The organism is Alkalibacter rhizosphaerae (assembly GCF_017352215.1).
Taxonomy (GTDB): Bacteria; Bacillota; Clostridia; order Eubacteriales; family Alkalibacteraceae; genus Alkalibacter; species Alkalibacter rhizosphaerae.
This window is the reverse complement of record NZ_CP071444.1, coordinates 1,672,344-1,686,995: the sequence shown is the minus strand read 5'-3', so window position 1 is coordinate 1,686,995 and position 14,652 is coordinate 1,672,344. Positions and strand designations below refer to the sequence as shown.

At 49.2% G+C, this 14,652-nt stretch carries 14 protein-coding genes; 4 read left to right on the top strand and 10 right to left on the bottom strand.

Features of this window, described 5'->3' with window-relative positions; genetic code table 11:
* Positions 1-17: 17 nt before the first annotated feature.
* Entirely contained in the window at positions 18-896 is an 879-nt protein-coding gene (locus J0B03_RS08435) for an MBL fold metallo-hydrolase (protein ID WP_207299178.1), read from the top strand.
* Here J0B03_RS08435 and J0B03_RS08430 read toward each other — a convergent pair.
* Positions 864-2,138 carry a polysaccharide deacetylase family protein gene (locus J0B03_RS08430; RefSeq protein WP_207299177.1) on the bottom strand — a complete coding sequence of 425 codons (1,275 nt, stop codon included), beginning with the start codon at positions 2,136-2,138 and terminating at the stop codon, positions 864-866. The genes J0B03_RS08435 and J0B03_RS08430 overlap by 33 nt on opposite strands.
* A 14-nt stretch (positions 2,139-2,152) precedes the next feature.
* A complete protein-coding gene (locus J0B03_RS08425; protein WP_207299176.1) occupies positions 2,153-3,259 on the bottom strand; it encodes an MGDG synthase family glycosyltransferase in 1,107 nt (368 codons plus the stop codon).
* A 307-nt stretch (positions 3,260-3,566) separates the two neighbouring features.
* Here J0B03_RS08425 and J0B03_RS08420 point away from each other — a divergent pair, with 307 nt between their 5' ends.
* The 3 genes from J0B03_RS08420 to J0B03_RS08410 all read left to right on the top strand — a co-directional run bounded on the left by J0B03_RS08420 (position 3,567) and on the right by J0B03_RS08410 (position 6,955).
* Positions 3,567-4,100 carry a class I SAM-dependent methyltransferase gene (locus J0B03_RS08420; protein WP_207299175.1) on the top strand — a complete coding sequence of 178 codons (534 nt, stop codon included), beginning with the start codon at positions 3,567-3,569 and terminating at the stop codon, positions 4,098-4,100.
* A gap of 90 nt (positions 4,101-4,190) precedes the next feature.
* Positions 4,191-5,390 (top strand): Mbeg1-like protein, encoded by a 1,200-nt coding sequence (locus J0B03_RS08415; RefSeq protein ID WP_207299174.1) that lies wholly within the window; start codon positions 4,191-4,193, stop codon positions 5,388-5,390.
* A gap of 38 nt (positions 5,391-5,428) precedes the next feature.
* A complete protein-coding gene (locus tag J0B03_RS08410) occupies positions 5,429-6,955 on the top strand; it encodes a hypothetical protein (RefSeq protein ID WP_207299173.1) in 1,527 nt (508 codons plus the stop codon).
* Between the two features lie 9 nt (positions 6,956-6,964).
* Here J0B03_RS08410 and J0B03_RS08405 read toward each other — a convergent pair whose 3' ends face one another.
* From J0B03_RS08405 to J0B03_RS08370, 8 genes are all read right to left on the bottom strand, one after another.
* The gene (locus tag J0B03_RS08405; protein ID WP_207299172.1) at positions 6,965-7,171 is read right to left on the bottom strand and encodes a hypothetical protein; all 207 of its coding nucleotides are present in this window, start codon (positions 7,169-7,171) and stop codon (positions 6,965-6,967) included.
* Positions 7,168-7,929 (bottom strand): hypothetical protein, encoded by a 762-nt coding sequence (locus tag J0B03_RS08400; protein WP_207299171.1) that lies wholly within the window; start codon positions 7,927-7,929, stop codon positions 7,168-7,170. The genes J0B03_RS08405 and J0B03_RS08400 overlap by 4 nt, the downstream gene beginning before the upstream one ends.
* A 29-nt stretch (positions 7,930-7,958) precedes the next feature.
* A complete protein-coding gene (locus J0B03_RS08395; protein ID WP_207299170.1) occupies positions 7,959-9,050 on the bottom strand; it encodes an ABC transporter substrate-binding protein in 1,092 nt (363 codons plus the stop codon).
* 22 nt (positions 9,051-9,072) lie between these two features.
* The gene (locus tag J0B03_RS08390; RefSeq protein WP_207299169.1) at positions 9,073-9,882 is read right to left on the bottom strand and encodes an ABC transporter ATP-binding protein; all 810 of its coding nucleotides are present in this window, start codon (positions 9,880-9,882) and stop codon (positions 9,073-9,075) included.
* Positions 9,879-10,895 carry a FecCD family ABC transporter permease gene (locus J0B03_RS08385; RefSeq protein ID WP_207299168.1) on the bottom strand — a complete coding sequence of 339 codons (1,017 nt, stop codon included), beginning with the start codon at positions 10,893-10,895 and terminating at the stop codon, positions 9,879-9,881. Before J0B03_RS08385 ends, J0B03_RS08390 begins: the two co-directional genes overlap by 4 nt.
* A 52-nt stretch (positions 10,896-10,947) precedes the next feature.
* Positions 10,948-11,535 (bottom strand): Ig-like domain-containing domain, encoded by a 588-nt coding sequence (locus J0B03_RS08380; protein WP_207299167.1) that lies wholly within the window; start codon positions 11,533-11,535, stop codon positions 10,948-10,950.
* Between the two features lie 104 nt (positions 11,536-11,639).
* Positions 11,640-12,227 (bottom strand): class I SAM-dependent methyltransferase, encoded by a 588-nt coding sequence (locus J0B03_RS08375; RefSeq protein ID WP_207299166.1) that lies wholly within the window; start codon positions 12,225-12,227, stop codon positions 11,640-11,642.
* A 14-nt stretch (positions 12,228-12,241) separates the two neighbouring features.
* Positions 12,242-14,506: a glycoside hydrolase family 3 C-terminal domain-containing protein gene (locus J0B03_RS08370; protein WP_246798111.1), complete on the bottom strand. Its 2,265-nt coding sequence runs from the start codon at positions 14,504-14,506 to the stop codon at positions 12,242-12,244.
* Positions 14,507-14,652 lie beyond the last annotated feature (146 nt).

Genomic DNA, 14,652 nt, shown 5'->3' with positions numbered 1-14,652 from the left:
GAAACGGAGATTTTGCCATGTTTGACATCGTAAATGTAGGGGCTGTAGCCGGCGGAGAGTGTTATCTGCTCATCGGCGATGAAAAGACGGCCCTCATCGATTCCGGTTTTGCTTTTTGTGCAGAAACCGTCGTGAAAAATTTGGAGAACCATTTACAGGGGCGTCCCCTCGATTATATCCTTCTCACCCATTCCCATTACGACCACGTATCCGGGACTCCCTATGTAAAAGCCCGCTGGCCGGAAGCACTTGTGGTTTCTTCCGCCCACGCCGCCAAGGCCTTGCAGCGGCCGACTGCAAAAAGGGTCTTGAAAGAAATGAACGAGCACGTGGCCCAGTCTTTTGGGGTATCTTCGTTCCCACCAGCTCCGGTGGAGCTGGCCATTGATCTGGTGGTCAAAGAGGGCGATCTTCTGGACTTTGGGAACATGACCCTGGAAGTGCTGGAAACACCGGGGCATACCCGCTGCGCCATCGCTTTTTACAGCAAGGAAGCGGATCTTCTCCTTGCCAACGAGACCTTCGGCACCCTGGGTGACGGGGTGGAAGATGTGATCCCCTGCCATCTGGTAGGCCACCAGGCTACTCTGGACTCCATAAAAAAAGCCGCTTCCAAAGAAGCGGAGCATGTTTTGATCCCTCATTACGGCCTTGTCCATGGCAAAGACGCAAAGGACTACTTTGACGCTTCCAGCCGAAACGTGGAGCGAACCAAGGAGCTGCTGGTGGAAGGATATGAAGAAGGTCTGGATCTGGACGGCCTGATCCAGCTGTTGAAAGAAACCTACTATAACGAGACCCTGGCATCCTACCAGCCGGAAGCGGCATTTCTGCTAAATGCCGGCTACATGATCCCTATGATCCTACGAGAGGTCCTGGGCGTGGACGTCTCCTGAAGAGGGCAAATATTTGTCCATCAATTCCTGTCTGCTGATCCACACCACTTTTGGTGTGGATTCATTTTCGCCGGTATGCTTCAAGTTTGCCGGATTATAGACCCGATACACCATCTGCTGGATCCATCCAATGACTTTGGAAGGGGGAGCGGAATCTTCCTCTACATGGAATCCCACTCCTTTCACCCCCCTGCTCAGAAGCGTCAGACCCACAAATACATCCACATCCTTGTATCTTGGATCCGTTGCAGAAAACACTGCCAACTCTTTCATGGAATTTCGAACCAACCGGATCGATCGCAATGCGATCCGCTTTGGATCTGTTCCGAATTTTTGAAAGTGGATGTTTTCCAGATGGATCATTCCTGCACGATCTCCACGACGAGCGACCAGGTTGCCGTCTTCTCCCATAAGATCGGGACCTTCATAAACTCCTTGTGCGATGCGAAAGGCGTTTTGAAAACTGATCCGTTCCACCTGGTTGTGTTTTGCATAAAAAGCTTCCCATTGCTCCCACAGTCGAAATCCGATCCTCTTTCTCCAGGTCCAGTCCGACAATTCCAGGGGGACGAAGGGAACTTTTATTTCCTCCAGCACTCCTTTTGCCAATAAGGGCAGAGCTTCCAACGTATTTTTCGGCGCACCGGCTTCCCCTCCACCATCGTGAAGGAGGAGGATGGTGCCATGATCTGCCTTTTTTAAAAGATCGGAAACGATTTCTTCCGGGCGACGTTTGTTTTTCCAGTCCCAACCCTTGGCGGTCCAGCCAATGAGATGCTTTCCCTTTGCCTTGCACCATACCATCAGTGCCAGATTGACTGCACCCCACGGCGCCCGCACATAAAGGATCTCCTGGTCCAGGATCTTTTCCAGTGCCTCTACAGCTCGTGTCCATTCTCTCCAGGTTTTCCAGGGGGACCGGGACCATCCATGCCGGTGCATCCATCCGTGGCAACCGATCTGATGCCCTTCTTCCTTCATTCGAAGCAGGATATTCTTATGCTCCAGTCCGTCTTTCGCCACCACAAAAAAACAAGCCGGGATGGATCTTTCTTGGAGAAAATCCAGAAAATCCGGCGTGTATCGGGGATCCGGTCCATCATCAAAGGTCAAGACGACTCCTGCACCATAGTGCCGTTTCCAGGCGCCGATCCCCAGTCGATGAGCCAAGAGATCCGGGAGTAAATCGTAGATGACAAACGCACCTGCAATCAATCCGACAGTCCACTTGATCCAATTCAAGGCAACGTCCTCCATTATCCTTTTTCCACTTCATCGATGATCTTCAACATGGCTTCCCAATAAGGCATTTCAATTTCTGCCAGATACTCATCCACTCGTTTGCGCCAGGCCTGAACCTCTTCGTCATCCAGAAAAAACCGGTCCAGCTGTTGAATCAGTGGCTGGTTCCAGTCTAAAGAATGGACCAGTCCACGTTCCATCAAATAGTTTTTATTGACCTCTTCCTGTCCCGGCAGTTCTCCGTGAATAAAAGCAGGCAACCGTTTGTGGAGGCATTCGCTCATGGTCACCCCGCCGGGTTTGGTGATGATGGCGCCGCATCGGTCATAGAGCCGGTTCATGGCTTCACTGGAATGAATGTAGGGTATGGGTTTCACATCCGTATTGGAATGGCTGATGTTTTCGTACAGTTTTTTATTTCTTCCACAAAGGGCCGTAACGGAATATCCATGACCGCTCATGGATTCGATCTGCTGGACCACTTTTTTGGCGCCAACCAGCCCCATGCTCCCTCCGGAAACCAAGATCTCCGGCTGCAGCTTGTTCTGCTCCACAGGTTTTGGTTCCATATAGCGTTCATCCACTGGTATTCCTGTAACATATACCCTGGAAGGTTCTTTGGGACCAACCTTCAACACCGTTTCTTTAAAAGTTTGGTCCGTTACAAGATGATAGTCTGCATAGGTTATTCCCCACAGGTTGTTCATCCAAAAATCAGTATACACGTTGACGATGGGAGCTGTTGTGTAACCCGTATCCAACAGGATCTCCAAAATATGAGAGGGAATGGAGGATGTGCAGACGATCAGATCCGGCTTTTCTTCCTCCAGCAACCGCTTCATGTGTTTTGCAAATATTTTCAGCACCCCAAAGGTTTTATCCCTGCGGGATGCATGCATGGTGTCCAAATAGATCCGACCATAAGAGTTGGGGAAACGTCGAATCCAGCGCAGATAGGTGGATCGTAGAAATTTTTCAAGGGACGGATTGGCATAGGAAAAAACATCCACTTTGGAACATTCGATATTGTCCCGCCGCTTTTTGATAGAACTAATCAGGGAGTCGGCCACAGCATGATGACCTGTTGGGATTTGGAGAATCGGTAGAAATAAAATCTTCATAGCATGGTCTCCATTCATATAGTCGCTTACCTTGTCCATTGGTGATTTCACCAAAATACAGAAAATCGGTTCTTTCTTAAATTGTACCTTTTTTTTGATCATTCAAACAATTGATCTGTGCTATAATGGACCCTACTATTCACTTGCCGGTTTGTACATGCCGGAAAGAACAAAAACGTGATAAGGAGAATTTATGGATCAACGATGCAGAATATGTAACTCGAACACGGTAAAATATCAAGAAACAAAATTTGGAGCGTATCATCACTGTGCCTTTTGCGATTTTATTTTCAAAGATGAAAAAGACTTGCTGACCAAAGCAGACGAGCTTGAAATCTATAACAGCCACAACAATTCCATGGAAGATCCTGGATATGTTGCTTTTTTGAAAGCCTTCATTGAAAATGCAATCCTGCCCTTTGCACCCGACCAGAAAAGAGGATTTGATTTCGGCAGCGGCCCGGAACCAGTCCTGGCACAATTGCTGGAGCGTGACTACGGATACAAGATGGATATCTATGACTACTATTACTCCCCTTGGAGATCCTATGAAAATAAAAAATACGATCTGGTCAGCAGCACGGAAGTCGTGGAACACTTGAAAGATCCACTGACCGCTTTTCGGCTCCTCAAAAGCTTGTTGAATAGAGACGGCATCCTGGCCGTCATGACCCACTTTCACCCAAACGATCCCCAAAGCTTTGCCGGTTGGCACTACATTCGAGACCGCACCCACATTTCCTTTTATACTCCCAAAACCATGGAATACATTGCTGAAGAAGTCGGACTTCGTATCCGGTACACCGACGACATTCGATATACTACTTTCACATTGAAGTGATCCGATCGGTTCTCCATTGCCAAGAACCTCAGGACATGGGATAATGAGGCTATGGGACGGTACACCTTCCTAATGTGAGGAGAACAACAAATGAACCTATTGGATTATGTGCAATGGCGCAAGGATATCAAATTCGAGTACGACCCCATGAATGAACTGGATGCAGCCGTCTTTACCATGATCAGCTATGTCAACTGGAACGGAATCGTGGGAACGACGGGCGACAGCCATCGCTACATCACACTTCATCACGCCGCAAACCTGTTTCAAAAACGAAAACAGCAACTGGGAAATGACTACCAGCCAAATTCCTCCTACGACAAAAATGTATTGAATCTTCTGTCCATGATCGCCGATTCTCCGCGGTTCGGATCCGTTGGTTTGGCTTATTTTGAAGAAAAAATCGATTATGACAACAGCCAGCAATTTGCCGCCTTGACATTTTTTCTTCTGGAACATGATATTTTCCATCGAACGCCCCGATTCGTGGTCACCTACCGTGGGACCGACAACAAATGGGTAGGCTGGAAGGAAGACTTCCAAACCTTTTACAAGGAAAAGATCCCTGCCCAAGATTCTGCAGAGATCTATCTGAAAAAGGTCTTATCCATGGAATCCAGCACCTTTGCCCTAGCCGGTCATTCCAAAGGCGGTCACTTGTCCGTCTACTCTGCCACGAAAATCGGTGCCGGCGATCAAGATCGACTTCAAAAAATCTACAGTTTCGACGGCTTGGGATTCAACTTCAGCGTATTGGACCGAAAGGATTTTCAACCAGTGGAAGACCGGATCCTTCACTTCATGCCGGAAGACACCATCGTCGGGAAGTTCTTCCCCCTTCTCGGCAAAACCATCGTTGTCGATTCGGAGGGAAAAATGTTCGACCAGCACAATCCTTTTCGCTGGATGATCTCTCCAAACGGATTTGTGGAAGGCAAGCTGAGTGAATTCTCCAAGATGAATGAAAAGATCATTCAATCCTGGGTGGGAGAAATGGACCTGGAAGAACGCCGGATCCTCCTGGATGGACTGTTCGACATGCTTGGTGCATCCAACGGGACCTTGAAACCGGACGCTACCAAAGATACCCTCGGACTCTGGAAGGAATTGAAAAACAAAAAACCGGAGTTGGATCCACAGACCCAGGAAGTATTGGAAGAAAAATTCGACTCCCTGAAAAGGATCGTTAAGAAATACATCGGCAGAGCTTTAAAAAGCAAATTGCCATGGCGAAAGAAAAAAAACCTCAAAGAGAAGTCCGAAAACTCTCTTGACACGAACCGTGACTAAGTGTTAAATGTAAACAAGAACTTCACGGGAAGGGATCGATGTATATTATGGAATTTCATGATAAACTGCAATATTTGATGACCTTGACAAACATGACCAACAGCACACTGGCGAAGCACACTTCCTTGGACGCCTCCCACATCAGCCGCTTGAAAAACGGAAGCAGGAAACCTGTTTCCGGTGCCGGCTACCTTCAACGGATGGCCGGTTGTTTTGCAAAGAATCTGAAAGAAGAATATCAGATCAATGCGCTCAAGGAAGCGCTTCGATCCGACTGGGGAATCGAACCTGCTCTGGACGATCTGTCATCGATCTTGCTTCAATGGTTGGATGGAAATGTGGTTGGAAAAACGGGAAACATGGATCATTTTCTCCATCGCTTTTCTTCCTTTTCTTTCGACCAAAATCCAAAACGTCCTTCCTCCGCTTCTGTTGTTCCCGATGCTGAACCGATCCAATTCCACTATGGCATCCAGGGGAAAAGAGATGCCGTCATAGAATTTCTATCTCAAGTGATCCACACCAAAAAACCGGTGCCTCTTCTTTTATACAGCGATGAAAACATGAGCTGGCTGACGGAGGACCTGTCTTTTACCGCCAAGTGGGCAAGCCTGCTGCAGGAAGTCATCCTCCTCGGATGCAAGATCAAGATCATCCACAACATCAACCGGGATCTGGACGAATTGCTTTCCGCCATCGGCCGATGGCTGCCCTTGTACATGACCGGCTCCATCGAACCCTACTACTACCCGAAAGTAAAAGACGGTGTCTTTAAACGGACCTTGTTCGTTGCTCCTTCTGTCAGCGCACTGGTCTCCACGTCCGTAGGCAGCCAGGAAAACGCTGCAGCAAACATGCTTTTGCACGATCCGGATGCCGTTGCTTCCTTCCAGAAGGAATATGAAAGCTACCTGGCGCGATGCCGTCCCTTGATGACGATCTTGACAAAAAAAGACCAACCTGCCTGCATAGGCCTTCTTTTGAATTTTGACAAACATGAAAGCAATACCATCCTGATGAACAACGGATTGTCCCTGGTGACCCTGCCGGAAAAGATGGTTGCTTCCTGGATGCGTCGATACCATGGTTCCATACGGGATGATCTTTTGGAGATCCATCAGCAACGCATTCGATCCTTTCACGATACAACATCCAATCACACTTTCACAGAGATCCTACATCTGCCGGATATAAACGAATGGAACGAAAAAAAGATCCCCATTCTTTTTGGAGACATCTTTGATCTGCCGGAAATCTATTACTCCAAAGAAGAATATCTGGAGCACCTTCGCCATATCATTCATATCTTGGAGACGGTCCCCAATTATCATGTCCACTTGACGGAAACGCAGATTGGTGGGGATTTTTCCCTGTATGTAAAAGAAAATACCGGCGCCATCGTGGCCAAATCCGGACCATCGTCCGTTGTATTTGCCTTGAACGAACCCTACCTCACCGCCGCTTTCTGGGACTATCTCCAGACAAAATTTCAGCGCATCCGAACGGATCCCAAAAGCAGAGAGACCGTGCTGAACACGCTGAAAAAATATGTAGGTGTGAATTGACGATCCGTCTCAATCCTTTTTCATGCATTGAAAACTGTCGGCCGTCCATCGTCGATACCGGCAATTGTAGCAACTGATCTTTTCGGGGGCCATTTGCTCGTCCTCATCATCTTCCTTGAAGTAAATGCATTTTCCTGCAAGGGCCGCTGCTTCTTCATAGTGGTCCTTGCCTCCAGCAAAGATCTTCTTTTCGCCATTTTCAGACCAAAAATTCATCGTCCGATCCTCTTTTTGTTCAGATCGTTTTTCTCAATGATCCTCCACTGGGCTTCTTCTCCGTCAAAGGGTTCCACCAAGACGACGGGTTCGTGTTTCCACAGGACCGGTTTGATCTGAGTTGCCGACATGACCAAATCATCCAGTGGGATGGGCTCGAATTCTTCCGTCAGGACTTGGCCGAATCCATACCGCTCGCAAACCTCTTTTGCCCTTTGGACCTCTCCAGGATCTTGGGGTTTTATTTTCCCCTTCAACCTGCCGTCGCTTCCGTACATGCGCAATCCACATCCCGCAAGGGCTCCGATGATCCCGTCTCCCGTGCCGCCATGCTCGCTGAGAAGAAGGGCATGCTCGTGGGCTTTGGCAAAATCGTAGGCTTGGTTTTTATCCAACACCTCGATCTTGGCACGCTGTCCAAACTCCATCAATCCTTCCTTTTCCAGAGAAGTCAGCTTTTCCGGAACAAGGATGCATAATCCCGGATCCGATCCTTCTGCAGCATGTTTGATCAAATACTCTCGGGCAAACCGGACAAGTTCTTCCATCCGGTCATCTTCCAGTTCAACAGAAGTGCACATGGAACTGTTGTGGGATGTGTAAGGAATGTCTTCGTGGACATACAATTGGTGACGGGAAATAAATCCGGTACGGGCCCATCCCGGTCCTTCCAGTTCTTTGCACAGGTTCTCCAGCAATTCGCCGGTTCCAATACTTTCCAAATTGTCCGTGTCGTCGATACACAGCAACAGTTTCATAAAATTCCTCCTATCCATTTCACTTTCTTTTAGTTGGGTGCTCGAATGCCTTTACCGGACAAGATCTTCTCCAGCATTTCATCGGATGCGTCATATTCGTAGAATCGCAAATAATAGTCGTACATGACCTGCTTCAAGTCAAAGTCGTCAAAATAATCGGCATACAAAAGATCCGCCAGCCACAAGATCCCAAGTGAAGTCTCCGTGCTGCTGGGATGACCCCAGCGGGAAACACCGATGGGGATCTGGTATACTTGCTTTTCCCGTACGGCCCGCAATCCTCCCCACTTTGGATCCGACAATATGAATTCATCGATCCCGCTTTCATTGCAGATGATCAGATCCGGATCCCATGTATAGATTTGTTCCAGGTTGGTATAGGTCTTTCCTTCATTCAAGAACAGGTCATCTTCCAGGGATACGTTGTAAACTCCCGTTATCCCGATCCATTCCGCCTCCAGGCTTCCGTCAACATCCGTTCGCAATGCTTCGTTGACGGAATGATACAATTTAGGTCGTTCTTCCTGGGGTACCTTGGATACCACTTCTTCTACCAGATCTATGGATTCATTATACCAGTCGATCATGTCCTGCGCCTCTTTTTCTTCCCCCAAGGCCTTTCCGATCAGCATGAATGCCTCCATCTGCTCTTCGATGGTTCGGTAGTCGATGACGATATATGGGATCCCCGTTTTGTCCAGTTTGTCCTTTTCTGCATCATTAAAATACATGTCGCTTTTAACAAACATAAAATCGATCCCCATGGACAATACCGCCTCTGCGTTCATGGATCCGCTGTCCTTCACCACCGCTGCATCCTCCAGAGTCGGAGACATTTCCCGAAGCAGCAGATCCCGCTTCACTCCGTTGATGGTGGCCGGCATGTGGTCTCCGTGGCCGTACATGATCACGCATTGTCCGGCGAAGGGATCCAGGGTAGCAATGGCATCCCACTCCAAAGGGATCTCCACGATCCTGTTTACGCTGTCTGTTACCACGATGGGCTCCTTGGGATCCGTCTGATTCCCGTTGTTCTTTATTTCACCGGCAGTATTGCTGCATCCGGCCAGCATCAATATCACGATCCATATCCAAACATGGACCTTCGCTTTTTTTATCACTTTTTCGCCTCCTGTCGTTTTTTCAAAGGATGCCTCTCAGGGTGATGCTTCGGATCGGTGTACCCTCCTGGTCATGATCCAGCAGGATCGCCGATCGCACTCCATAGACCTGTTCGATATTTTCTTCCGTGATGATTTTCTCCGGGGAACCTTGGGCCACGATTCGGCCGCCGCTCATCATGGATGCGCGGACCTTAGATCCCTTTCCCTGAAGATAAAATGCATGTTCCGGAGAGTGGGTGGCCATCAATATGGAACGATCATCCCTTTTGTTGAGCCTCACGATGGTTTCCAGAAAGATCAACTCGTTTTTGAAATCCAGATTGGCCGTGGGTTCATCCATGATCAAGAGTGGTGCCTGTTGGCATAATGCCCGAGCCAGCAGCACCAGCTTGACTTCGCCTCCCGATAGTTGGGAGTAGGGCTTGTCGGCCATGCCTGCGATCCCTACCAGATCCATGGCATCTTCCACCGCTTTATGATCCGTTTTGCCTGGTTCACTAAAAGTTCCCACGTAAGAAGTTCTGCCCATCAACACGATCTGTTTTACTGTATATGGAAAAACCACTTGATGGACCTGAGGTACATAGGCGATCAGTTTGGAAAGTTCCTTGCGGCTATAGGTCAACAGATCCTGGTTCATCAGTTTGATCCTTCCATGTTCCGCTTTATGGATCCCCATGATCGTATCCAACAAGGTCGTTTTTCCACAACCGTTGGGCCCCATCAGACAAAGGATCTCCCCCTGATCCATATTGATGGATACCTTCTTGAATACCTCCTTGGCGGGATATGAAAAGGAAAGGTCCGCGATTTCCAAAATACGGCTCATGTCCATCCACCTCCCTTTGTTTTCTTCAACAAGTAAACGAAGAAAGGCGTACCGACGATAGCGGTCAGGATCCCGATGGGGATCTCGGATGTGCTGACGGTCCGGGATGCCGTATCCACCAACACGGTAAACGTCGCTCCCAAAGACATGCTCCATGGGATCAGTTTTGTATTGTCGTTTCCAACGATCATCCGACCGATGTGGGGAATGATCAGACCCACCCATCCGATGGTTCCGCTGATGCAGACGGCAGAACTGGTGGCCAGAGTCGCTCCTCCAATGATCAACATTTTATATAATTTTGTATCCACACCCAGGGTGGCCGCTTCCTTGTCCCCCATGGACAGGACATTGATCTTCCATCGGGACATGTAGATCAGCCCCACCCCCATCAACATGGGAATGAAAGCGACAAAGTGCTTGAATCCGATGGAGGACAAACTCCCCATGGCCCAGAAGGTCAGAGCGGGAAGTTCCGAATAGGGATCTGCCACATATTTCAACATGGACGTAAACGCACCAAAAAAGCTGGATACCACCACTCCACCCAAAATAAGCGTGACAGTGGGTGTAGTCCCGTAGATCCTGCCGGCAAAATAGGCCAGCATCACCGCCACCATGCCGAAAGTAAAGGAAAGAAAATAATTCAGATACCCGCCGCCAAAAACCACGATGGCCAGCGAAGCTCCGAAACTGGCTCCACTGGCCACACCCAGTATGCCGGAATTGACAAGAGGATTTCGAAAAACCCCTTGATACGCCGCTCCACTGACGGCTAGCACTCCTCCGATCATGGCTCCCGCCAGTGCTCTGGGCAGACGAAGCTGATAGACGATGGTCCAGAATTCCGAAGGCAAGGTCGATGTCTCCTTGCTCCAGGGCAACAATACCTGCAGGACGTCAAAAAAACCGATTTGATATCGGCCCATGAAAAGGGTGAAAAAAATGGCTCCACCCGGCAACAAGAATAGCAAGATCCTGGATATCCATTTATGCTGTAGAATTCGATTCATCATCCACCTCCAAGAAATCCATGCAGGTGCAAGCACCTGCATGGATCTGATGTCATGCCGATCGTCTTTTTCGAATTTTCAAAACAGCATATCCCAGGACATACAACAAGGCTGCTGTCGTTGCCATAGTTGCATAACCATCATCCCCGGTCGTCGGATTTGATGTGGTGCTCGATCCGCCAGCCGCCGCAGCCGCCGTCGTAAACTCGATGTTTACCGGTGCCGCCATGTTGTCGCCGGACTTGCTTTCCATGCTTTGAGCAATGGTCAATGTATAGGTGGTATCCGCCTTCAATCCGTCCGGGAATTCCACGTTGGCAAAATTACGTTCTTCCGTGTTGACGGCATCCGCCAATACCACTTTGGCATTCACTGCCTTGCCGCCATCATCCTTGACGGTAATGGCGCTGGCATTTCCTGCCCGAACCGTATCAAAAGTGACATTCTTGTTGAATTCCATTCGGATCTTTACATTTAGTGCCACATCTTTTGCTCCGTCGGCAATACTGGATGACACCAGCATCAATGGGTCGTCCTGACCTCCCCCGCTGCCGTCGCCGGATCCACTTGCCATGACGGCACCTCCTACCAACATGAGTACGATCAACAATAATGCCATTACTTTCATGCTTTTTTTCACGTGTTATACCTCCTCCAGATAGTATGTAGCTGCTTCCAAAATTTAGTTGCGCTAGATTTAGTATAACATCGTTATGTATTTAATTCAATAACGTTAAGCTGGATTCATTTTGTTCTTTTTGCAATGGCACTGACCCAGCCTTCCTCTTCCCGTCCTTTTCGCACATCACTGGTTATGATGATCTTCTCCAGGATCAGACCCGGGATGTCCGAAATCAGTTTTGCAAGGCCATCTTCCGTCATGTTGGTGAAATGCCTGCCATCCTTTTTGTGGTCCTCTTCCCGTCGTTTGAAAGACATGAAAAATGCGCCGCCCGGCTTTAAAAAACCTGCATATTTCGTCAGGATTCCGGGAAGATCCTTCCTCTGGACATGGAGCAGGCTGGAACAGGCCCAGATCCCGTCAAAGGAAAGATCCGTCTGGTATTCTTCAAAGGTTGCACAGATCACCCGTTCTCCCAGAAATTCCTGGCAATGATCCACCAGTACATCGGAGGCATCATGGGCATAAACATCGAAACCTTGGGACTGAAACCAAAGGCAGTCCCGTCCGGATCCGCACCCCACATCCAACACCCTTGCGCCGGGAGGCAGATAGGCGGCAAACTGCTCCAGCAACTCCCTCATGTCTGCCTGAAAGGTGGATCGGATGAATTCTTTGGCATTTTCATTGTAGTAATCAATGGACGTCAATTTATCACCTGCTTCTATTTCTTTAGTTCCTGGATCAGCTGATCCAGCGCCTCTCGGGAGAGACCGGCAAATCCGGCTATGGAGCGCAGGGGAGATTCCATGATGATGGTCTGGAAAAATGCATCCTGGACTTCGTTGGCCTCTGCATCCCCGCCATCCGGCTTGTCAAACATGGAAAACAAGGGTTCCATGTATACCTTCAAAAAGGCTGCCGTTTCGGGATCCGCCAGGAGGTCACCCATGCGGGTGTTTCGATGGATCTCCAGAGGAATGGACACGGCTCCGGTCAACCGGACTTCCTGAGACAGGGAAATGTCCCTGGAGGAAGAACCGATGGAAATGTCGTAGGCTCCATCTGCTCCATACCAGTCCTGGATTTTTTCATGGTACCAGGAGAAGCTTCTTCGGTCCAGGACAAAAGAAATGGTTTCGGTCTCTCCTGGCTCTAAAAACACTTTTTCAAATCCTTTCAGCTCTCTTGGCGGTCGGATGGCAGAACCTGTCTTGTCGGAAACATACAGCTGGACCACTTCTGCTCCGGCACGATCTCCGGTGTTGGTCACATCCACTTCCACCTTCAGCAGATCCTCCGCTCCCAACTCTTCCTTGTTCATCCGAAGGTTTCCAATGGAGAAGGTGCTATAGGACAAGCCAAACCCAAAGGGAAATTGGACGTCCATTTCTTTCATGTCGTAGTACCGGTATCCCACGAAGATCCCTTCGGCGTAGTTTACGTCATCTCCCATGCCTGGAAAATTCAGATAACTGGGATTGTCCGACAATTTCTTCGGAAAGGTCTCCGGCAGTTTCCCACTGGGATTGGCCTTGCCGAAGAGCAGATTGACGCAAGCCTGACCCACGCCCTGTCCTCCCAGGTACATTTCCAGGATGGCCGGAACGTCATTGACCCATGGCATTTCCACGGGAGAACCATTATGGAGGACGACAACTGTATTGGGCTGTACCTGCCGTACCGCTTCAATGACCCGGTTTTGTGCATCCGGTAGCTTCATATGGGTCCGGTCGTATCCTTCCGATTCGAATACATCCGGCAAACCGGCAAAAATGACCGCCACCTGGGCCCGTTTCGCCGCTTCCACGGCAGATTCCACGTCCGTGGTGTTCCATGCATCCTTGTCTGCAGGAAATCCTTTTGCGTAAAATACATCCCCCCATTCCATGGCGGAATCCAGGGCATTGTCCAACCGATACCCCTGGATGTGGCTGCTGCCCCCACCCTGGTATCTGGGCTTCTTGGCAAACTCCCCGATGAAAGCAACTTTAGTCCCCTTTTTCAAGGGCAACAGGTTCTTTTCGTTTTTCAGCAATACCGCCGACTGCTCTTCCATGGATACGGCCAGATCATGATGGGCATCCATGTCGTAATCCTTTTTGCTTTTGTGATCCACATATTCCAACACCCGCTCCAGAATCCGTTCCACTGCCTGATCCAAAAGCTCCATGGAAAGGGTCCCCTCCTTGACCGCCTCTACGATCTGATGGTCTGTTTCCCCACCGGAACCGGGCATTTCCAGATCCAACCCAGCCGCCAGACCAGCCACTCTCTCGTTGACGGCTCCCCAGTCGCTGACCACAAAGCCTTCAAAACCCCATTCATCCCTCAGGATCTGCGTAAGCAGATAGGGGTTCTCACTGGAATAGGTACCGTTGATCTTGTTGTAGGAACACATGAGACTCCAGGGTTTTGCTTCCTTCACGGCGATCTCAAAGCCTGTCAGATAGATCTCCCGCAGGGTCCGTTCATCCAGGTTGGCGGATACGGTCATCCGACGGTGCTCCTGGTTGTTTGCAGCAAAGTGCTTCATGCTGGTGCCTACATGATGGTTTTGGACCCCCTGTATAAATGCAGACGCCAATTTCCCGGTCAAATAAGGATCTTCCGAGAAATATTCAAAATTCCGCCCGCACAAGGGACTTCGCTTGATGTTGACTGCCGGTCCCAAAAGGACAGACACCTCTTCCGCCTGGCACTCTTCCCCCAGAGCGTCCCCCATAGTCTTCAACAGCTCTTTGTCGAAGGAAGCTGCCGTGGCACAAGCCGCAGGGAAACAGACGGCAGGGATGCTTTCATTCAGTCCCAAATGATCCGCTGCTTCCTTTTGTTTGCGAAGACCATGAGGCCCGTCCGTCACCATGACTTCCGGGATCCCCAACCGTTCCACACCCTTTAGATTCCAAAAGTCTTTCCCGGAACACATTCCTGCCTTTTCTTCCAGCGTCATCTTTCCGACCAAATCTTTGATTTTTTCGTTCAACATATACACCTCCGAATATGTTTTCATCGATCTCGCTCTATGATTCCATTATAGTACGAATTGGATGGGAATGTGAGGTCTTGATAAATTTTCTTCATTCGGTCATCTTATTTTTCCTTTTTAATTACAAAGGATCGGCAGCACTGACA